This is a genomic window from Paenibacillus sp. CFBP 13594, from assembly GCF_014842675.1.
Lineage (GTDB): Bacteria > Bacillota > Bacilli > Paenibacillales > Paenibacillaceae > Paenibacillus > Paenibacillus amylolyticus_B.
Genome location: NZ_JACYVQ010000007.1, coordinates 1 through 21,866 on the forward strand (window position 1 = coordinate 1; position 21,866 = coordinate 21,866).

The following is a 21,866-nucleotide window of genomic DNA, read 5'->3' on the forward strand; positions in this document are numbered from 1 at the left end:
GGCGTTGCTCGCAGCGCTTCCGCCTGCGGCACGCTGCGGGCTGCTGCGCGCACCCGCGAGCGTCCGCGAAGGGCTGCTTGCGCTATGCGGCACGCCTGACGGCGCGCAGCAGCCCCACGCGGACGTGGTGCCCACCCCGGAGCGCGTCGCTCACGCACTCCTTGCGGGCACGCTCGCGCTGCTCGCCGGGCGGCAGAACCTGGCGCGTGAATGGGCCGAATCTGCCCAAGTCACTGCACGGCAACCTGCCGCCACAGGTCGCCCGGCGACGACAATCCCGCCGGGCCTGCAAACCCTGCTGCGCCTGACAGCACCCGGCGCAGCCTCTGCTGATGAATACACTAACCAGTGCAACATGTTACTGGTACACCTATAATTTCCTTTAATCTTTAATCTTTAATCTTTAATCTTTAATCTTTAATCACTAATCTCTGATTTCTAGTCCCCAACCTCCAACCCCCCTGTACATCCCCACATATTCCCGCAATAGCCCATCCGATTGAAATTGCAAAAGCAACGGAGCTACCGGTAATCGGAGCATTGCCCGAACCGTGCATGGTTCCGTTGCTAATGGGTGAAGCCCTCAAGCCCTCAATTTTCCACTTTGCACTTAAATCAGCGTAACCCAATTCGTTTCAACCTTTGCATATCACCGCTCGAAAACAGCGGATAGGCGTGCCGTACATGTCAGACCAGATGGCATCGTCCGGCTCTACCACATTCAGCTTATCTTCAATGGTTAATCCGGTGACAGCCATGATTGTCTCCAGCAGATCAGGCCGCATCTCGGGTACATCGAAAGTAGCGATTAACTGTCCGTTTGGTTTCAGCACCCGAGCGAATTCACGAAACGCCCGCAGCATCGTGCCTGTATCCAGATGCTCCAGTACAGAGATACAGAACACCCGATCAAACTTACCCGACTCATACGGAAGCTGGGCCAGATTAGCCTTTGCGCGCTGCAATCGGACGAGAGTTGATTCCGGCAGATCATGGGCGGCCTGCTCGCCAAAATCAGAAACAATATCCAGTCTTATCGCCTCTTCAGACAAAATACGTTCATCCCAATCGCAGGCGTGAACCTCACGGCAGTGTTCGGCAAGCCAGAATTTGAACGGATGGGAGATGCCGCAGGCTGCATCAAGGACCACATCGTCGGGACGTGCAAACCGCCGGGCCCATTCATATTCGTAGGGACGGCTCCACCATGCCGGATGCAGGGGGAAGACCAATGTGTCCGTTTTAGGGTCACTTTGCCTAATGTATCTTGATTCCATGAATTCCGGTGCCTTGGGCGTATCCATCATCCCCGAATTCCCTCCTTTAATCCTGTCTCTGCCAAAAATGATTCCAACACCGTGCTCCACCGGCTCCGCCACCTGGCAAGATCATAGGACAGTGCAGTCTCGCGCGCATAGATTCCCAGTCGTTCTCGCTCGGCCCGATTCTGTACGAGACGAACCAGAGCAGCGGTTAGTTCCTGCTCGCCGGGAGGTACCAAAAGCCCGTTAAAACCATCCTGAATGAGATCATTCAATCCGCCAACATTGGAGGCAATTACCGGGAGTCCACAGCTCATCGCTTCCAGACAGGCATAGGAGGTACCCTCCGAGAATATTGTTGGAATTACGGCGATATCTGCCTGATGGTAGGCCTCCCGAATATCCCGGAAATCATACGTGCGCTGGTTAATTCGCTCCGCATGTGGATGAGTACGATGCCAATAACGAAAGGCTCTCCCGACCGTACTTCCTTCAACCAGTTCCCCGGCAAATTCAATCTCCAGATCCGGAAAAGCCCCCAGCAGCTTATCTGCTGCCAGCATCATTGGAATAATACCCCGTTCCATGCTGATTCGACGCGGATATATAATGCGAATTGGGCGGGGAGAGGTCAAGCGGACATCCATAGTTTTCTGTTCAACCTGTTCCTGAGTCAAACCATTAACCTGATATTCAGCATCTGCTTCTGCTAGAACATCTGTAGCCCAATCCGTTGCATTTCGGAGGTTACGAGCAACCCTATACGTTTCGCCATTTACCTCGGCTGTTTCCAGTTTTGATAATTCCAAATCGGGATCTACCGCTCCCTTCTCCTCTCGTTCTTGATCGTCTGTATCCCCACCTCCATCTCCGTTAGCCTTCGCACTGTACGCTCCATCACCACTTGGTCCAGCCTGGCTTTCCTCAGCTTTCATCCCTGATATAACTGCACCAACATTTTCTCCATGACTCGCCAGATCATTCTTCCATGCGACAAGCCATTCGTCTTCCTGTTTCTGCTCAAAGGTCCGTGTTGGCGGGGCTGGTGTGAAATAGGACGTATCCACTGCGTTGGGAATCAGGACAACCTGTCTTGGATCGGTATAGGTGCACGCAGCCCGGCAAAAGGTCTGAAAATGAGAATCCACGGATACAATGCGCACGAGTCCATCCAGAGCCAGTTGAATATGTTCCGCGACTTGTTGTTTGGTCTCCAGTGACAGTCCGGGACGATCCCAGTTAATGCCGTGACAGATGCCAAGACTGCCGGGTTTGTAGGTGATGGGTTGCCACAGACAGCTGGCATAGATCACTGGGCCGCGCGCTGCGGCTGCCATCCGGTCAAAGGCTTCCGGTACATTATCCATGTCATACGAATAACCAAATACGTCAATCTGCTCCGTCCGAGTCTGGAATGCTTCAAAATAGGACAGTTGATGAACTTCGGGAATATGCCCGAGTCCACGGATGACACTGCACAGTTCCAGAATATAGCGTTCCAGTCCACCACCAAATACACGACCGAATTCCCGGTTGTACCCGTCGGTGAAACTATGTGTCAGAATACTCACCACGCCCATCTCACGGTCCCTCCTTCCAGGGAATCAGCCGAGGTTCCGGATCGAGAATAGACTCGTAATGTGCAAGATTGCCCCACTCACCGCTGGGATCAATGCGCTTGTAACGCAAATATTTACGAACCCGGTCCTCCAGACTGCCTGCCCATCCGAGATGCTGAACCTTCAATTCCGTGCTGACCCCAGGCAATACCGTGCAGGACAAGGGAAGGCGGGGAACATGATGATTCTGTTGTGGATAGAAATAAGGATATCCAGGCATATATCGTACAAGTGAAGCGGTATGCCGTTTGTGCAGAGACCAGAGATCATCTTCCCGGTAGTGGGTCCGGCCACCCCACATGTCGTAGAAACGGAATGCAAACCAGTCCGCATACTCCTGATTAATCAGCGTGCGGATGGCTTTCTTGGCTTCTGAGCTGTACAGCTCATCCGCATCAACTGAGAGCAACCAGTCGGGACATGTTCCCGCAGCCGCTTGCCACAAAGTGTTGCGAAGACGCCATTCCTCAGCGAACAGCGGTTTCTCCAGTACTTCCAGACGGACCACCTTAGGGTAGGATTTACATATATCCGGTGTTCCGTCTGTGCTGGCATCGTCCACAATGACGATCTCATCCACGAACTCACTCAGATCATGCAATACTTCTTCCAGGTATCGGCCACGTTCATTGCGAACCTGGAGCATGGCGGTGAGCTTGTTACCTTTGCTTTTGCGAACCCGACGAATGGAGAAGGGTTCTTTGAATACACTCGTTTCCTCTTGTGATACAGCAGCATTCTGTTCTGCCTGACCTTGTGAATCATTCCAGTGATGCACTTGGCTTCGGATGTCCTGCGTTGGTTGTACATGATCCGGGGGATGATCTCCACTTTCCAATGCGTCTGTATGTGTTCGATCGACTATTTCGGTTGGCGTGTAAGTAGTTTCGGTTCGGATATTCCTGTGCACCATCGGTCCATTCAACTGTTGCCTGCGCTTCTTCGGGTCCAGCATCATGGCACCTCCCCAAGCAATTGCTGTACGGCATGATCCAACAGCTCCAGCTCGACAATCCGGGCCAGCGCATCTTCATCCTCCAGTGCTGTCTCAAGGAAATGTCGGACTGCCCCGTGTCGTTCCCCTCGCAGTGCCAGCGCACTGCCGGATAATTGCTGATAGTCCCGGCGACTGGCATCATCCTGAATATCGACTGCATGCACCAGCGCCAGTGCCTCTTCCACGCGTCCAGTCTCCTGGTAGATGCGGAATTTCCAATGTCTCGCGGTTTCTCCGCCAAGTTCGTCAAGGATACGCAGGGCATTTCCGTAATCATCGTTCATACGCAGTACTTCCGCTCGTACAAGTTGATCTTCTCCCGCCTCAAGCCAGCGACATAACTGTTCATAATGATGCCGTTCTTGTTCATCGGCTGCACTAATTCCATACACCCGCAGGGCGTCCTCCAACTGTCCGGCCCGGGCATGAATGGCAGACAGGAATCTATAGTGGGAGACTACACAGTCACCGCGACCATTCAATACCGCATGGGAGAATGCCTCTTGAAGTGAATTGATAGACCGCGGATCTTCAAGCAAGTACTCATAGGCTGCCAGCAAAAAGGATATCGTCTCATGTGCACCTGCTTTGGCTCGGAGCTGTCGGTAGAAGTCGGCACGTACACTGCATTGAAGCAGGGTGACGCTATCCGGAGTGCCTGACAGGATCTGCCGCAGCGCATGCAGGAAGAACAGTTCGTAGTCCCGGAGAGGGACTTCGAGATCATCTTTTTGCATCGTACCTGCAGGTGCAGGGTCTTCACCGCCCAGCCAGATGGCACGTACGCCTTGGAAAAGCAGCTTCATATAACGTGTTTCGGAGGATGTGCCGACCAGATCGGCGATGCCGACCAGTTTGGAAATACTGCTCTCCCATAGCGGAGATTCTGCTTCGTTTCCAGCAGGCTCAGGGAGCAGGGCAATACATAGCTCAGGCTCCAGCGAAGCCGTAGCTATTAGCCAGTAGGGATGGGCGACTACGGCTACGGTGCGAGGTTTCAGCAATAGCTGCTCGGCTTCAGGGAGGGAGATGACGGTAATGGCTGGAGGTACATCTTCTGTTTGCGTCAGGCTGCTGACGTAGTAGACCTCTCCCTCGATCGACAGCAGTGCAGCAATATCGGGATAGGGAAAGGATGACCAGCCCCCTTTGCGGGGGAAGAGAACATATCGGACCGGGGACTGTGTTGTACTGGCCTTATTCAGGCTGACTTCGGAGTCTTCACCTGGTAATGGCGCAGGTTTTTCCATGAATCGTTCACCTCACCTTGACTGTAATATGGCGCGTCATTCGTTCTGCATGTACTTCATGCTTTCACTTCATATGTAAAGCCCTCACGGTACTTCGCATGATATGCCTGAGACTAACATATGGGCATTCCGTCCCAAACATGAGTATCTTCCATGAATAGATGAAGTAGGCAAGCCATTATAGAGCTTCCCTAAGCTCCAATCCTCCATTTTGGCTTCATTCCACGTTCTCGATACTGAAAAAAAGATATTTGAATTCGCACTACAATAGGCTGATTTTTATCTTTTGTGTGACCAGGATCACTTTTTTTTGCTCTGGAGACGGAGATTGTGATAATTATCACATGTATAAAATAGGGAATCTGGCACAATACGTTCATCAACGTATTTGGCGGACAGACAGCGAAGGTGCAGCTTCAATGCCAGATACGCATACTGCGAAGTGAACAGAAAGAAGGGGTAACGGTATGGATCCGATTATGTTATCGCGTATCCAATATGCACTTACAACGATTTTCCATTTCTTTTTTGTCCCGCTATCCATCGGTCTTGTACTGTTGGTTGCAATCATGGAGACGTTGTACGTTGTTAAGGGTAAGGAAATCTACAAAACGATGGCGAAGTTCTGGGGCAAGCTGTTCCTGATTAACTTTGCCGTCGGGGTAGTCACAGGTATTTTGCAAGAGTTTCAGTTCGGTATGAACTGGTCCGAGTACTCCCGATTTGTCGGGGACGTGTTCGGTGCGCCACTGGCTATTGAAGCGCTACTGGCGTTTTTTATGGAGTCTACATTTATTGGTTTGTGGATATTTGGATGGGATCGTTTGTCCAAAAAAGTGCACCTGGCCTGCATCTGGCTGGTGTTTGTCGGCACATTCCTGTCCGCGCTGTGGATTCTGGCAGCCAATTCATTTATGCAGCATCCGGTCGGGTTTGAGATTAACAACGGCCGAGCCGAGATGAATGATTTCTTTGCACTCATCACGAATGGTCAGTTGCTCGTCGAGTTCCCACATACGATTTTTGGGGCATTGATGACAGGGGCCTTTGTTGTAACCGGGATCAGTGCCTACAAATTAATGAAGAAGCAGGATGTGGAGATCTTCCGCAAATCGTTTAATATCGCGATCATTATCGCGCTTGTTTCTTCATTTGGTGTAGCTTTCTCTGGACACTTCCAGGCTCAATATCTCGTGGAGACACAGCCGATGAAGATGGCAGCCAGTGAAGGCACATGGACAACGACAGAAGATCCGGCACCATGGACGGTGGTCGCTTTTATCGATCCGGATAAACAGGAGAGTACGGGTGAGATCAAAATCCCTGGATTGCTCAGTTACCTGTCCTACAGCAAGTTCTCCGGTAGTGTCAAAGGCATGAAGGAACTGAATGCTGAGTATCAGCAGACGTATGGACCGGGGGACTACATCCCGCCGGTACGGACAACGTTCTGGAGTTTCCGTATTATGATCGCAGCGGGTGGTTTGATGATTGTGCTGGCTCTGTACGGTACGTTTCTGGCTGTGCGCAAGAAGCTGGAGGTCGCTGGAAAGTGGTTTATGCGTCTGATGGTATTTGCCATCTCCCTGCCGTTTATCGCCAATACATCAGGTTGGATCATGACCGAGGTTGGAAGACAGCCATGGACGGTATTTGGTTATATGACCACCGAGGCCGGGGTCTCACCGAACGTATCCGCAGGAATGATCCTGTTCTCCACGATTGCGTTCACAGCCGCGTATACGGTTCTTGGTATCGTGATGGTATACCTGTTCGTACGTGAGATCAAGGCAGGACCATTTGCGGTCGATAAGCCAGAAGATCACGATGAATCGGCCGATCCGTTCGGCGTGGATGGAGGTTATTCCGTTGTCACTAAGTGAGTTGTGGTTTTTGCTGATTGCCGTATTGTTTGTTGGTTTCTTCTTTTTGGAAGGTTTTGATTTTGGTGTGGGGATGTCTACAGGCATTATTGCCAAAACGGATCGTGAACGCCGGACCCTGATCAACTCGATTGGTCCGTTCTGGGATGGTAACGAAGTATGGCTGATTACAGCAGGGGGCGCAATGTTTGCTGCCTTCCCGCACTGGTATGCCACGATGTTCAGTGGTTTCTACCTGCCGCTTGTGGTCGTGTTACTTGCCTTGATTGGTCGCGGGGTTGCCTTCGAATTCCGCAGTAAAATGAAACAGCAGCGCTGGCGCAAAACATGGGATATCATCATTGTGGTATCCAGCGCGCTCCTGCCTTTCCTGTTCGGCGTAGTCTTTGCCACGTTCATGAAGGGTCTGCCCATTGATGGGGAGATGCAGTTGCGTGCAGGATTCCTCGATATTGTTAATCCGTACACCGTGATTGGTGGCTTGAGCGTAACGCTGTTGTGTCTCGTTCATGGATTGCTGTTTGCATCACTACGAACAGTTGGTGATCTAAGAGAGCGTGCCTTGAAGACAGCGCAAAAATTGATGCTGCCGCTGGCTTCACTACTCGCTGTTTACGCGTTAATGACGTATTTCATGACGGATGTGTTCGCCGTACGGGGCTGGGCTCTTTGGATCATGGTTGTACTTGGCGCAGTCGCGCTTGCACTTGCGGCATACTTTGTTCGTCAGAAGCGTGAAGGCTGGGCTTTTGGTATGACTGGAGCAGTGATTGCAATTGCCTTTGCCTCGGTCTTTATTGGACTGTTCCCAAGAGTGATGGTGAGTTCCTTTGGAGCGGCATATGACCTGACTGTATACAACGCCGCATCCGGTGCGTATTCATTGAAAGTAATGACCATTGTAGCTTGCACATTGCTGCCGTTTGTTCTTGGCTATCAGATCTGGAGTTATTATATCTTCCGCAAACGTCTGAACGAGCAGCACCACCTGGAGTACTGATATGGGACGGGGGCTGCTGAAGCTGCCGGGCATCCGGCCAGTACTCGCGCTGGCATCAGCGCTGGTACTGTTACAGGCGATGACGATCATTATGCAAGCCAAATGGCTGGCACAGGCCATCACGGCATTGTTTGAAGGTTCATCCATAACGGAGCAGTACCCGGTACTGCTGTTGTTCCTGGCTGCTTTTGCCGCCCGCTACGCCCTATCCTTCTGGTTACAACTTGTGACTTCACGATATGCGGATAAGACAGGGACTGATCTGCGCAGACAGATGGTGGAGCAGTGGTTCAGACTTGGACCGCGTTATGCCAAGACGGAGGGCACAGGGCATCTGGTTACGCTGGCACGTGAGGGAACCGCTCAATACAAGACGTATCTCGAACTATTCATTCCTCGCATGCTGGGCATAGGATTCACACCCATCGTCATTTTGCTGTATGTGTTCAAGCTGGATATGATGTCCGGGGTTATTCTGATGCTGACACTACCAATCCTGATCGTGTTCATGATTCTGATTGGCCTCGCAGCCCAGCGGAAGATAGACGGACAATTCCGATCCTACAAAGCACTCGCTAACCATTTTGTTGATACCTTGCGTGGGCTGGAGACGCTAAAAACATTGGGACAGAGCAAAACACATGAAGGCTCCATTCGGCGGGTCAGTCAGCGGTATCGGAAGGCGACGATGTCCACCCTGCGTATGGCTTTCCTTTCTTCATTTGCACTCGATTTCTTCACCATGCTGTCCGTTGCTTCCGTGGCGGTTGGTCTGGGATTACGTCTGACGGAAGGGCATATGCTGCTTGGCCCTGCGTTGACGGTACTGATTCTGGCACCCGAATATTTCCTGCCTGTACGTATGCTCGGCGCTGATTATCATGCCACATTGGACGGTAAGGAAGCCGGAGCGGCCATTAATCAGGTGATTGAACGGGGGAAAGCTGCTGAACGGAAACAGAAAGAAGCTTATGCAAACGTTGTTGCGCACACGGACATGGCAGAGGATGGGACGGAATCTGCATCATCGTTATCTTCGGGTAAAAGGAAAGCAGGCATTTCGACCATACGTGTCGTGTTGAACGATAAAACGGCTGTGGGACATCTTGCTCCTGATCCTGTTTCTACTACTTCTGATCTTGGTTCTTCCTCAGTGTTCTCCTGGAATGAGAATAGCAGGTTGGCACTAACGGATGTACAGGTACGACACGATGATGAAGGTCCTTATTCGCTAAAGGATGTCACATTTCAGATCACAGGTCTTGGCAAAATCGGTGTTATCGGTGCCAGCGGAGCAGGCAAGTCCACGTTAATTGATGTATTGGCTGGATTTCAGCTACCTACTTCAGGCCAGGTATTAGCCAACGGGCAGCCGGTGACACCGGATATGCTTGAATCCTGGCGAAGACAGACAGCAACGATCCCGCAGCATCCATATATTTTTAGTGGAAGTTTAGCCGATAACGTTCGTTTCTACATGCCAGAGGCTTCGGATGCGGAGGTGGCCAAGGCCATTAGCGCAGCTGGATTAACCAAGCTGCTGTCCTCATTATCCGGTGGGCTACATGAGCTCATTGGGGCTGGTGGCAGACAGCTCAGTGGTGGGCAGGAGCAACGGGTGGCGCTGGCAAGAGCTTTGCTTAGTCAACGGAACATCCTGCTGCTTGATGAACCGACAGCTCATCTGGATGTGGAAACAGAGTATGAACTGAAACAGACGATGCTGCCGCTGTTTGAAGGCAAACTTGTATTTTTGGCTACCCATCGTCTGCACTGGATGCCACATATGGATCGGATTATTGTCATGGACGGTGGCACAGTGGCAGAGACGGGAACACATCAGGAATTGCTGGCAAGACAAGGTGTATATTATCAGATGATTCAGGCTCAGATGGAGGCGATATAAAATGAAGTCCGGATATGAACATATGGAGACCGTCCGTAACGGAAAAGAAAAAAATAGCTGGATCGCTCCGTATGTGGCACAGTACCGCTGGAGATTCATCGCAGTCATTGCGCTGGGTACATGCGCTGCCTTGTGTGCGGTACTGTTGCTGTTCACCTCCGGATTTCTGATCTCCAAGTCTGCGCTGCGTCCTGAAAATATTCTGATGGTGTATGTACCTATTGTTGGTGTACGTGCATTTGGGATATTCCGCGCTGTCTTTCGATATATCGAGCGATTGGCAGGACATGATGCCGTACTGCGTGTGTTGGCCGATCAACGGGTGAAGTTATATCGCATTCTGGAGCCACAGGCCCTGTTCCTGCGCTCTCGCATGCAGACCGGAGATGTACTCGGAGCACTCGCCGATGATGTGGAGCGGCTGCAGGATATCTATCTGCGTACAGTCTTCCCCGCCGTTACCGCACTTGTGATGTACGGTGGGGCTGTGATTGCTTTTGGCAGTGTTGATCTGGGATTTGCGGTGTGGATGGGTTTGTATATGTTATTTCTCGTTGCTGTGTTACCTGCGATCTCCCTGAAAGTGACGTGGAAATGGCGTGTACGGCTGAAAAAGGAAAACAGCAGGTTGTATACCCGTCTGACCGACGGTGTACTTGGACTGGGAGATTGGCTTGCAAGTGGACGAGCGGCCGAATTTGTTCAGCAGCAGGAAGAAGCGGAGGAACAGGTCGACGCAGTTCGTCGCAAGTTGCGGCGTTGGACACGCTGGCGTGATCTGATGGCCCAGTGCGTCATTGGCCTGCTGGTGGTATCGGTTACGTTATGGGCCGGAAACGCCGCTTCTGTCGGACAGTTGCCTGCCGTGATGATTGCTGCTTTTGTTTTGGTGTTATTCCCGCTCACGGAAACACTTCTGCCTGTAGGGGATGCGGTGGAGCATCTTCCACAGTATCGAGAATCACTGGATCGCTTGAAGCAGCTCGAAGGGAAAGGGTATCTTCCGGGGCAGAATGGAGCGAATGATGTTGATGGAACGGGCGACTCGGACAGACGAATTCGTCTTCGCATTCCACCCAAACTAAGAGCAGACATGGAGATTAATCGCGTAAGTTACCGTTATGCAGCGGATGATTCCTACGCCGTACATGATGTATCCCTTCATCTGCCACAAGGCAAACGATTAGCTATTCTTGGACGAAGCGGCGGCGGCAAATCGACATTGTTGAAGCTGATTCAGGGGGCATTATTTCCGTCTGCGGGGAAAGTTCTGATCAATAATATGCCTGTGCAGACCTTGGGTGAGAGTATCACTGATGTCATCGCGGTGCTGAATCAGAGCCCACACCTGTTCGACACCACAGTAGCGAATAATTTGCGGATTGGTCGTCCACATGCAACGGATGAGGAGATTCGTCAGGTGGCCGCCCAGGTAGGTTTATCCGGTCTGATCGAATCCTTGCCGCAGGGATTCGATACGCCGATGTTGGAGACAGGTCTGCGTTTCTCCGGCGGGGAAAGACAACGAATTGCTCTGGCCCGGGTACTGCTTCGGGAGACACCTGTTATTATATTGGATGAACCAACCGTGGGGCTTGATCCAGTGACGGAACGCGAGCTTATGCGGACCATTCTGGACAGCTTGCAAGGCAAAACGATGATCTGGGTTACCCATCACCTGATTGGTGCGGAACAGATGGACGAACTTATTTTTATGGAAAATGGACAGATTGCCATGCAGGGTTCTCACGAACAGTTGCTGGCTGGAGAAGAGCGATACCGCCGTCTCATCGAACTCGATCGACCCGGATGGTCTGACTTGCAGACAGTAGAGGGCAAGCTGCCTACTGCCGCTTCCAGATAGCAGGAACTTTCCCGGTATAACCATGATCTCAGAGTCGGGACTGTCCGTTCACTCAGCATCGCAAATGGGAGCGGATAGTGTGTCTCAGGTTTATTAAAACAAAATAACACAAACAAGGGATGTCCCCTGTCATATTCATGACTATGGGACATCCCCTTTTTGCTTCTTGGTAACGCTCAGATTTCCTGTGCCAGCAGCATGGCTGTGCCACAGGATTGACGCACAACCAGTTCCGGCTCTACTTTAATGCAACGATTATCCATTTGTTTGTTCATCAGATCGAACAGAATCATGGCAGCAAGGCGTCCAATTTTATCCGTATCCTGCTTGACGGTTGTTAGCGCTGGATCGGTATAACGGCAGGCTTCGATGTCGTCACAACCTGCCACAGCTATATCTTCTGGAATGCGTAACCCCACTTCCTTAAAGGCGCGAATAGCTCCAAAGGCAAGTAGATCTGTGGCTGCAAACACGGCACGTGGCAGAGTCTTGCAGGCAAGCATTTTCTTGGCCGCTTCGTATCCATCCGCTGCGGCATAATCTTTGCTGTATACAACCCACTCGGGCTTTTCATCAAGACTAAACTGATTTAGTGAACGTTTGAAGGCCATCTCTCTCTGTTGCATCACAAGAGAGGCGCGCTCCAGCCCGATAAAACCAACTTCTCGATAACCGTTCATATAAAATTGTTCTACAACTTTGGTTGAGATCTTATCGTTATCGGACATGATGTAACAGGAGCTTTGTCCTGTTAGCTCGATATCTATTCCGATACAAGGAATTGGGCTGGCATCCAGGTCAAATATACTGCTCTCGACTTCATCCCCCGCAATAATAATACAGCCATCCACTTGAAAATACTTGGATCTCGCCAAGTAGTCCTCACCCTGATCCAGAAACTTCTCATTTGAGAAGAAGAGTAGATCGTATCCAAGCAAGCCAATTTGTTTCTTAAACGCATTGATAACCTGTACGAAGAAAGGGTGGCTGAAATCCACGTTCAGCTTCCCTGCAAACACAACGCCAACGAGGCTGGATTTTTTGGTTGCCAGCGTTTTGGCTGAAGAAGATGGACGATAGCCTGTCTCTTCCATAATTTTAAGCACACGCTGGCGCGTTTCCTCGCTAATATCTGGATAGTTATTGATAATCTTGGACACCGTGGCTACAGACACGCCGGCTAAACTCGCTATCGTTTTGATATTCATAAACATCCCTCGGATTCCTAAACTAGTTTCGTAAACTGGGGCTGTATCGGTTTTTTTGCTTTCTTGCAAGTATTCTATGCTACAAAGACCGGAGAGTCAACAGAAGAAACGAGGGAATCACACTTGAAATAATATGCATCCATAGGTTTGAAGCGATCAAAGAGGTTTGTTGCGAAAATAAAGGCTAATTTTAGCTCATAATCTTAATTGTTTTACAGATTTTGAGTCCATTTAAAGGATTGCCGGGTTATCTGGAACTGTACATGAAATCATGTCATGTGCTGTTTTTCGTAACTTTCGTAACTGTCGTAAGGGTTACCTTGATTTCAACGTATACAGCAATAAATAAAGCTTTTATCAAGCGAATTGGAGCATAAAAATCAAAAAAACAAAATGACTATTTACAAAATAAAGATCTGAAGTCATAATAAGGGTGGAATTAACGAAACTGATTTCGTAGATTTAATTCAAAAATTTGGGGGACAACGAAAATGAAGAAAATGACTTTAGCCATTGTACTTGTAACCGCTTTATTATGTGTGCTCGCCGCTTGTAGTAGCAGCTCTTCAGAATCAGAAGGAACTCAGGCTACAGACGGCAGCAAAAAAGTTACCTTGAAGATCATTCACTGGCAGCAAGAGAATATTAACAACTACATCAAAGAGTTTAATACGAAATTTGAAGCGAAATATCCGGACGTAAAGGTGGAATATACTACGGTTCCGGCAGACGCGACTTACGATCAGTTGATGCAAACACGAATGAACGCCGGAAGTAATGGGGACGTAGATATCATTCCACTCAAATCAAGCTTTGTAGGCGCTCCGCAGGAATGGTCCAGTGGTGCTGCTGATCCGATGTGGAAGCAATGGATCGATGCCGGGTTAATCAGTGATCTGTCAGATCAATCTTTTATCAAAAACTACAATGAAGCGGATGTACAGAACGCAATGACGTATAACGATAAGGTGTACGGTGTAAACATGGGCAAGGTGGCATTCACAGGACTGTTCTACAATAAGGAACTCTTCGCAAAATATAATCTGGAGATCCCTACAACCTGGGATGAATTGCAACATGTTATCAAAGTGTTCAAAGACAATGGTGTCGAAGCGCTGGGTCTGGCGGGTAAAGATGTATGGCCAATAGGTCTTGCGGTGCAAGGGCTCCAGGCCTCTATTCATGAAGATCAGCTTGCTTATATCAAAGGTCTATGGACTGGTGAAACCAAGCTGACTGATCCGGTTCAACTTGAAGTCTTGCAGAAATCCCAGGATCTGATGAACAATGCAATGCCTGGTTTCATGGGTATTGACTACGGAACATTGCCCAGTTTGTTCGCTACAGGCAAGGTGGCTATGATTGCTGACGGCACTTGGGATGCAACAACAATTCAAACGGCCAACCCTGATCTGAAGTTTGGATATTTCCCAATTCCAGGTAGCAATGATGCAGCCAAGAACAAAAATCTGGCGGGTAAATACGATATGACCTGGATGGTGGTGGATAACTCACCGAACAAGGATTACGCAATGAAATGGCTTGATATGTTATCGGAGAAAGAGAACTACACGGAATTTGTGAATGCAGCAGGCTTCCTGCCCACACAGCCTGATGTGGAGATGACAAGTGAGTTTATCCAAGGCATTCAGCCTTACCTGGAGGGCTTTAAACTTTCTTGGGATCAGTTGTTCATTAATCGTCAGAATGTAGGACAGTACATTTCGGAGGCCAGCGTTCACGCAGAGATGCTCAAGCCAGCCGGACCGATTGCAACACCGGAAGAGCTTGCAGGTAAATCCCAAGCGGACTGGGATGCTGCTGCTCCAAAGTAGTTCATAATCATTCATATTCATGGCACAAGTTGGCCGTATGCGCCGGAATAGCGCTCGGGTCTGAGCCTTCAGGCCAGACAAGGCTGTTATTCCGGTTTTCTTATGTCTTAGTTTTACCCCATGAAAGGTGTGAGGACGATGTATCCGTTTGGGAAAGGTAAGGCAAGACTGATTCCTTATCTGTATTTAAGCATTCCGTTGTTACTTTATGTCGTGTTTGGCTTCGGTCCATCACTTGTAACGATACTGTTTTCGTTTACAGATGCTACTGGTGTTCGGGGCCAGGAATGGAGCTTTATCGGCTTTGAAAACTATAAAACATTTTTTGGTGCATCCAATGCTGGAGACCGAATGGATGCTATTGGGCGATCCTTATACTTTGCGTTTGCTGTTGTGATCATACAAAATGCAGTGGGTTTGTTTATAGCGATTTTGATCAATAAAAAGCTTAGAGGCGATAAATTATATCGCGCGGTATTCTTTTTGCCAGTGGTGCTGGGGGTTACTGTGTCTGGACTCATTTGGCAACTCGTTGCAAATCCGCTGGGCGGACCAGCCCAGTCCTTTCTGAATTTCTTTGGTACCAGTTCCAACTTTTTTGGCGATTATAATATCGCCTTTGAACTGATTATTTTTGTTCAAATCTGGATGTACATGGGTTACTCCATGACGATTTTTCTTGCAGGTCTGCAGTCCATTCCGAGCGATCTGTATGAGGCGGGTTACATGGATGGTGCTTCGGGATGGAAAGCATTTACAAACATTACATTCCCCATGATTGCTCCTGCATTCACGGTTAACATGCTCTTGTCTATCATAGGGGCATTGCAAACCTTTGATATTATCTATGTACTTACAGGCGGAAAGTTCAATACAACGACGCTTGCGTTTGATGTTTATGCTACAGCATTTGGCACAGGAACGGCTGATTACGGTTTGGCTTCTGCTGTCGCGATGATTCAGTTCCTCTTTGTATTTACCATATCGATGGTCGCTTTATTTTACCTTCGCAGAAGAGAGGTGGAAGCGTAATGAAACAGAGCCAAACGTCCAGAATGGTCAGCTACGTCATCGTTCTGCTCATGCTTGCGTTGTACGTTTTTCCTCTATTCTATCTGTTCAATGTATCCATGAAGACAAAGACAGAGTATCTGCTCAATCCTGTAGCTCTTACCGAAGGGATCCGGCTTGAGAACTTTTCCGAAGCATGGAACAAAGGGAACTTCTCTCAGTATATGTGGAACAGTGTGCTCTATACAGGGATGTCCACCCTGTTGACGTTGATTTTATCTATATTTGCTGCATTCCCGCTCGCACGCAGATATGTTAAATTCAGCACACTCATTTATATTTTCTTTCTGATTTCCATGTACCTTCCCAACCCGCTCATTCCGCAGTTTTCCCTGATCAATAATCTGGGTCTCTACAACACCCAAATCGGGTACATCTTATTGAAGACGACAGGTACGGGCATTGCCTTTCTCATGTTTGTGGGTTATATCAAATCAATATCGCGTGAACTGGATGAGGCGGCGGCCATGGACGGGTGTGGATATACACGTTATCTGTTCACTATCCTTGTTCCGTTAATGAAACCGATCCTGGCAACAGGTATTATTCTTACTGCGATTGGTGTATGGAACGATATTATCGGGCCGACCATTTATTTATCTGATCCGAATTATCAGCCGGTAACCAAAGGACTCTTTACATTTTATGGACAGTACATGAACAACTGGCCGCTGCTCGCCTGTGGCATTCTGATTGTTACCTTGCCACTGGTTGTCCTGTATGTTGCTTTGCAACGTTTCATTGTTGGAGGTGCTATGGCAGGGGCTGTTAAATCGTAAGTTAGAATCACTCAGCTTTCCAAAAAAACATCATAAGAAAGCCACCCTCAACGCAATGAAGGTGGCTTCTATTATTTTCAACGTTATTTTGGTTTTATAACTCCACTAACATCAGAATAATGGAGGATAGACACAGACATGTGCTGACTAGATACAGTACACCCACCACCTGATTTTGATTCAATCCTGCACGCAGCAGTCGATAATGGGCTTGACTCGCATCGGCCTGGTAGATCGCTTTACCTTGAATGAAACGTTTGATAACGACAAAGATGTTGTCGAAGATCGGTACACCCAGCGCCAGAATTGGAATGAAGATGGACAACATGGTTGCTTGTTTAAATGCACCGTCCAGAGCGATAACCGCCAGAATGAAGCCAAGGAACGTAGCGCCTGCATCACCCATGAACACTTTGGCAGGAGCTTTGTTGTACTTCAGATAACCAATCGTTACACCGACCAGAATGATCGACATGAGTGCGGAATCACTTTGACCTTTGGCAAGCGCCACGATGAACAGGGTAATTGCCGAGATGGCCGATAACCCGCCAGCCAGTCCGTCCATGCCGTCCGAGAAGTTGATGACTGTTGTCACCCCGAAGATCCACAGGATCGTGAGAATGAATTGCAGCCAGATTGGAAGCATGACATACTCCGCGTTGAAGGGATTCACAAATCCGGTGAACGCAATGCCAGAAGCAAATACGAGTACTGCCGCAGAGACCTGTACGAGCATTTTGGGCAGGGCAGGAAAATCTTTGCCTTTTGTTTTGTACCAGTCGTCGACGGTACCAATCGTTAGCAGAAGCATACCACCAGCGACCAGAGCCGCTGTTTCCCATGTGATTTCTTTCGTCAGAGCAATGTATGTCAGGAAAAATCCAGTAAATATCGCGTAACTCGCCGTGAGCGGGATAGGTTGCCTGTGTAGCTTACGCTCCACATCTTCCCGAGGCTTGTCCACAAAATCGAGCCGGTGAGCCAGTCGACCAAGCGGCGGAATAAGCAGAACCACGACAGCAAAAGACACTATAAAAGCCAGTATGTATACCATAAACTCGCTTGTTTCACTCCCATCTACCAATTTCCCCTTATTATACGAGTTAAACAGGAAATCTGTCGATGTCATTATTGTAACCAGACGTACGCAATAGTGAGCAGAAATCGGATTCTATTGCTTTTGAGGAAGATAGGAGCCGAAATAATGATTTACAGTTTCCGCATGATATCCATCATCACCTTGCCAGATTGCTGCAAAGATGAAATCACCGGAACCACCCTTGCCTTTTCTCGGTTTATCTCCAGGAACCAATATTCCGGCTGCCGCCCAGATTTCCAGCAGGGCATCCCGCTCCTGTTTGCTGGAAGGCAAGATATCTTTCCACTTTTTCTCCAGTGAACGTGCACTGTCCTTGGGGTCTTCCGTCTGAGCTGCTTCAAGCAGCTTTACAAGGATAGCTTGGTCTTCAGGGGTTACTTCATAGCTTGTATCGTTGTCCTTACGCAGTAATTCCAGATCCATCAGGCAATAGATAAGCCAACCGTGACGCACGCCGCCCCACTTGATCCGTTCAAAATTAAGGACGTTTAAGTCGACGTTGTAATATTCCTTGTCTGACTGCAAACGCAGGAAGTTACAATCCCCACAGGCACTGGTGTTAGGGTGAAGGGCAGGTCGTTCCGCATAGGTGTGTAAAGGCATGTGCGATGTTAAAGCCCAGCTGGATAATGCGCTGCGTAGATAGACTTTTTTGGTGGACAGACTATGTAGAAATGCCGAAATCACCCGTTCCTTAAACGAGTCATCCTGATGCATGTCGTACAGACGCTGGACAATCTCGTCATGCGTGATCGTGAGTGGATCGAACATAACGCCTTTGCTTTTGGCATATTCAAATTCATCTCCAGAGAAGGGTAGAGAGGTTGTTTTCCAGCCGCCACCTCCCCAGAATGTGCTCAGCAGTATCTTTACCGCTTTTTTGTCCATATAGTTAGCCTCCTTTATGGGAATTGCGATCATCATTTGTTTATCCCAGACCTGCTTACTTTAATGTCACGTATTCCTCGGTTGTATTCAGAATCATCTCGACGAGGCCTGGAAAACGTACGTTTAGTTCTTCCTTTCGTAGGGAGTAAAAGTGCTGTTTACCTTCAATGCGCGGCTGGATCACGCCAGCTTCACGTAAAATCTTGATGTGATGGGACAACGTGGATTTGGAAATATGGTCTACTTCGAAGGCGGAACAGTTTTTCTCGCCAGAGCTGGCCAGACAGTGTGCAATTTTCATGCGGATCGGATCACCCAATGCATTGCAGACCGTGGTCAGCTTCAATTCCGAAGCCATAGGTATCGTTGGAGTTCTCATATCTTGACGTTAGCATATTCGGCTTCCTCTTTCAATGTTTGAAAAAAATCGAACTGTCTCTTGCGGGCAGTATAGGAAGTGTGTTACATTTCTTTTCAGTTAGTTCGAAAATATTCGAACTGAAAGATTGGAAAACGGATTTTTATTCTAGGAGGAATATAAATGAGTGCTACAAATACCACTACACTGTTGAACAACTATTTCCGTTTATTTGATGCTTCACGTACAGATGAGCGCGCCATGGAGGATTTATTGTCCCTGTTTACACCGGACGCAGAGATTGTGCTTAACGGCACCAGCCGAACAGGATTCGACGGTTTTATGAAAGCTTTCTACGAGTACAATAAGGATGTAAAACATATGTGGGACGCGTGGGTGCAACAGCCCGACGGCAGCTACCAGACTAACTGGGCGGTATGCGGGCAAGCGGCGGACGGAACGGTATATGCCAAAGCAGGCATTGATATCGCGCGTGTAAATGAGGCAGGGCAGATTGTGTATCTGGAGAATGTACAGGCCGACCAGAATGCGTTCAGCAAGTATAATCAGTAACAGCGGAGTGTAAATATGAGAAATTGAAATGGTTAGAAACGAAGCTCCACAGTCTTTAAGCTGTGTGGCTTTTTTATGTATATTTAGCTAGTTTGAAAGGCGCTGAGGTGGGGGGATTCATTTATCGAATAGCGCAATTTCCTCAAGATAATTGGTACACAAAAACAGTCTGTGAAGATCTGATTTGTAAATGAAAAAGACCCTCCCGCATGTCCAAAACATGGCGGGAGGGTCCTCGTAAACGTGTATAAAACTAGTCGTTAGAGTCGAATGTTAATCTGAGCCGGATGTAGCTTAGGAGATGGTGATTTCCTTTGTATTAACGTTGTTTGGTCACTTTTAACGAACCAGACGCACGCTATTGGAAGGTATTTCGTGAATTCAAGATTCTAACGAAACACAGACACGTTAAAAGGCTACATGTTCAGATATTTTGCAGTTTTTTGCCCATGTAAGCCGATATAAGGTGGCTCAGGTTCGTTAGATTTTGAAAACATGCTAAAAGTTTCAAATAAGACGTCTACGATTCGTTAGCGTATTCCATGTTCAACGTTTTGAATCTCCGACGTGTAACATCCCACGCCTTCCCTACCCCTGCATCGTCTTATTCTGAAAAGCAGCGATATCCGCATACTCTTCTTCGAATTTGCGGGAGATGCGGATGAAGATGGGCAGCAACTCCCGATAAACACGGACACTGTCCGGGTCAGGCTGGTGCCGGTGTGTTGATCCGATCATGCCGGAGACGGCACTTAGGGAATCGATGCGGCCCAGAGCATACAAGCCCAGTACGGCTGCGCCGAGGCAGGAGCTTTCGATACTTTCGGGGATGATGACATCCTGATCGAAAATATCGGCCATCATCTGGCGCCACAACTCAGAGCGGGCGAAGCCGCCAGTTGCCTGAATTTTTTTTGGACGACCGATCTTTTCTTCAATCGCCAGCATGACCGTGTACAGGTTAAACAACACACCTTCGAGCGCAGCGCGAATCATATGTTCTTTCTTATGATGTAGCGTCAGGCCGAAGAACGAACCCCGTGCGTTCGGATTCCAGAGCGGAGCCCGCTCACCTGTCATGTACGGATGGAACAAGAGACCCTCCGAACCCGGAGGTACATTTTCTGCAACACGAGTGAGCACCTCATACGGATCGATACCAAGTCTTTTCGCAGTCTCCACCTCGGAAGCCGCAAACTCGTCCCGAATCCAACGGAAAATAACACCGCCGTTATTCACTGGTCCGCCAATGACCCAGGCATCCTCCGTGAGCGCATAACAGAAGAAACGTCCTTTTGGATCGGTCACCGGTTTATCTACGACTGTGCGAATCGCTCCACTGGTACCAATGGTCACGGCCACGACGCCCGGATCAATGGCGTTCACGCCCAGATTGGAGAGTACACCATCACTGGCCCCGATGACAAACGGTGTGGTGACCGCAATGCCCATCTCCTTGGCGTACTCCGGGTGCAATCCATGTTTCAGCACATGTGTGGTTGGGACCAATCGGGACAGGTGTTCCGGCGTAATGCCGGCCACATGCAGCGCTTCTGCATCCCAGTCGAGTTTCTCCAGATTCATGAGTCCGGTGGCGGAGGCCATCGAGTGGTCAATGACGTATTCAGAAAATAATTTATAGAAGACATATTCTTTCATGGATATGAATTTGTACGTCTGTCTGAACAGTTCCGGTTGATCCCGAGTGAGCCACATGATCTTGGTGAGTGGGGACATCGGATGAATGGGCGTACCTGTTCTCAGATAGATTTCGTGTCCATTCATCTCGGATTTGAGTGCTTCGGTCCACTCGGCACTGCGATTATCTGCCCATGTCATGGCTCGCATCAGCGGTTTGCCGTGTTGATCGACTGGCAGAATACTGTGCATGGCTGAACTGAAGGATACAAACAGGATGTCCTCTGGCTTCACTCCCGCTTTGGACGTGGCCTGTTTAACGGATTCGATGACTGCTTTGAAAATATCTTCCGCATCCTGCTCCGCAATCGCAGGTGTGGGGGTGTGCAGCGGATAATCGGCACTGCCTTGAGCCACAATGGTTCCGTTCTGTTCGAACAAGACGGCCTTGGTGGAGGTCGTGCCGATATCTACGCCGATCATATAGGGTGAAGAAGCCATTTTGTCATCCCTCTTTCTTAAATATATAAGTGAAAGAATGCTGTTACACGTTAACACTTCGGGTACAGAAAGCCTTCCGATCGCGTAAATGCGAAGTATATGCTTTCGAAGTAGCTTTCCTTCAGAAAGCTTTTA

18 protein-coding genes are annotated in these 21,866 nt (G+C 49.0%); 9 read left to right on the top strand and 9 right to left on the bottom strand.

Annotation, left to right across the window (positions count from 1 at the left end; genetic code table 11):
• The coding region (locus IFU39_RS32675; protein WP_206759580.1) for a hypothetical protein at positions 1-376 on the top strand (376 nt) is incomplete at its 5' end.
• A gap of 259 nt (positions 377-635) precedes the next feature.
• Here IFU39_RS32675 and IFU39_RS21660 read toward each other — a convergent pair.
• Genes IFU39_RS21660 through IFU39_RS21675 form a run of 4 tightly spaced genes read right to left on the bottom strand, consistent with a single transcriptional unit; the run spans position 636 to position 5,128 of the window.
• Positions 636-1,307 (bottom strand): class I SAM-dependent methyltransferase, encoded by a 672-nt coding sequence (locus IFU39_RS21660; RefSeq protein ID WP_091012623.1) that lies wholly within the window; start codon positions 1,305-1,307, stop codon positions 636-638.
• Positions 1,304-2,842 carry a glycosyltransferase family 4 protein gene (locus IFU39_RS33030; protein WP_244661070.1) on the bottom strand — a complete coding sequence of 513 codons (1,539 nt, stop codon included), beginning with the start codon at positions 2,840-2,842 and terminating at the stop codon, positions 1,304-1,306. The genes IFU39_RS21660 and IFU39_RS33030 overlap by 4 nt, the downstream gene beginning before the upstream one ends.
• A 1-nt stretch (position 2,843) precedes the next feature.
• Positions 2,844-3,836 carry a glycosyltransferase gene (locus tag IFU39_RS21670; protein ID WP_091012624.1) on the bottom strand — a complete coding sequence of 331 codons (993 nt, stop codon included), beginning with the start codon at positions 3,834-3,836 and terminating at the stop codon, positions 2,844-2,846.
• Positions 3,836-5,128, bottom strand: a complete 1,293-nt coding sequence (locus IFU39_RS21675) for a tetratricopeptide repeat protein (RefSeq protein ID WP_091012626.1) — start codon at positions 5,126-5,128, stop codon at positions 3,836-3,838. Before IFU39_RS21675 ends, IFU39_RS21670 begins: the two co-directional genes overlap by 1 nt.
• Positions 5,129-5,595: 467 nt before the next feature.
• Between IFU39_RS21675 and IFU39_RS21680 the strand changes: the two genes are divergently transcribed.
• From IFU39_RS21680 to cydC, 4 genes are read left to right on the top strand one after another with little or no spacing between them, the layout of a single operon-like run.
• Positions 5,596-7,011: a cytochrome ubiquinol oxidase subunit I gene (locus IFU39_RS21680; RefSeq protein ID WP_091012627.1), complete on the top strand. Its 1,416-nt coding sequence runs from the start codon at positions 5,596-5,598 to the stop codon at positions 7,009-7,011.
• Positions 6,956-8,011, top strand: a complete 1,056-nt coding sequence (gene cydB, locus IFU39_RS21685; protein ID WP_223199802.1) for a cytochrome d ubiquinol oxidase subunit II — start codon at positions 6,956-6,958, stop codon at positions 8,009-8,011. The genes IFU39_RS21680 and cydB overlap by 56 nt, the downstream gene beginning before the upstream one ends.
• A gap of 1 nt (position 8,012) precedes the next feature.
• Complete coding sequence (cydD, locus tag IFU39_RS21690; protein WP_105600298.1) at positions 8,013-9,917, top strand: thiol reductant ABC exporter subunit CydD; 1,905 nt, start codon at positions 8,013-8,015, stop codon at positions 9,915-9,917.
• Position 9,918: 1 nt separating this feature from the next.
• Positions 9,919-11,781: a thiol reductant ABC exporter subunit CydC gene (cydC, locus tag IFU39_RS21695; RefSeq protein ID WP_105600296.1), complete on the top strand. Its 1,863-nt coding sequence runs from the start codon at positions 9,919-9,921 to the stop codon at positions 11,779-11,781.
• Positions 11,782-11,957: 176 nt separating this feature from the next.
• On the opposite strand, the gene IFU39_RS21700 is transcribed toward cydC, so the two are convergent.
• A complete protein-coding gene (locus IFU39_RS21700) occupies positions 11,958-12,989 on the bottom strand; it encodes a LacI family DNA-binding transcriptional regulator (RefSeq protein ID WP_105600660.1) in 1,032 nt (343 codons plus the stop codon).
• 491 nt (positions 12,990-13,480) lie between these two features.
• Here IFU39_RS21700 and IFU39_RS21705 point away from each other — a divergent pair, with 491 nt between their 5' ends.
• The 3 genes from IFU39_RS21705 to IFU39_RS21715 all read left to right on the top strand — a co-directional run bounded on the left by IFU39_RS21705 (position 13,481) and on the right by IFU39_RS21715 (position 16,674).
• Entirely contained in the window at positions 13,481-14,824 is a 1,344-nt protein-coding gene (locus IFU39_RS21705; RefSeq protein ID WP_105600295.1) for an ABC transporter substrate-binding protein, read from the top strand.
• Between the two features lie 138 nt (positions 14,825-14,962).
• Positions 14,963-15,856, top strand: a complete 894-nt coding sequence (locus IFU39_RS21710; RefSeq protein ID WP_076320327.1) for a carbohydrate ABC transporter permease — start codon at positions 14,963-14,965, stop codon at positions 15,854-15,856.
• Positions 15,856-16,674 (top strand): carbohydrate ABC transporter permease, encoded by an 819-nt coding sequence (locus tag IFU39_RS21715; protein ID WP_105600293.1) that lies wholly within the window; start codon positions 15,856-15,858, stop codon positions 16,672-16,674. Before IFU39_RS21710 ends, IFU39_RS21715 begins: the two co-directional genes overlap by 1 nt.
• A 94-nt stretch (positions 16,675-16,768) precedes the next feature.
• On the opposite strand, the gene IFU39_RS21720 is transcribed toward IFU39_RS21715, so the two are convergent.
• The 3 genes from IFU39_RS21720 to IFU39_RS21730 form a co-directional block, all read right to left on the bottom strand.
• Entirely contained in the window at positions 16,769-17,728 is a 960-nt protein-coding gene (locus IFU39_RS21720) for an MraY family glycosyltransferase (RefSeq protein WP_036613004.1), read from the bottom strand.
• Between the two features lie 117 nt (positions 17,729-17,845).
• Positions 17,846-18,661 carry a hypothetical protein gene (locus IFU39_RS21725; protein ID WP_192134817.1) on the bottom strand — a complete coding sequence of 272 codons (816 nt, stop codon included), beginning with the start codon at positions 18,659-18,661 and terminating at the stop codon, positions 17,846-17,848.
• A gap of 55 nt (positions 18,662-18,716) precedes the next feature.
• Complete coding sequence (locus IFU39_RS21730) at positions 18,717-19,040, bottom strand: ArsR/SmtB family transcription factor (RefSeq protein WP_244661071.1); 324 nt, start codon at positions 19,038-19,040, stop codon at positions 18,717-18,719.
• 162 nt (positions 19,041-19,202) lie between these two features.
• Here IFU39_RS21730 and IFU39_RS21735 point away from each other — a divergent pair, with 162 nt between their 5' ends.
• Entirely contained in the window at positions 19,203-19,592 is a 390-nt protein-coding gene (locus IFU39_RS21735; RefSeq protein WP_192134819.1) for a nuclear transport factor 2 family protein, read from the top strand.
• Between the two features lie 588 nt (positions 19,593-20,180).
• Here IFU39_RS21735 and gntK read toward each other — a convergent pair.
• Complete coding sequence (gntK, locus tag IFU39_RS21740; RefSeq protein WP_091012646.1) at positions 20,181-21,731, bottom strand: gluconokinase; 1,551 nt, start codon at positions 21,729-21,731, stop codon at positions 20,181-20,183.
• Positions 21,732-21,866: the final 135 nt, after the last annotated feature.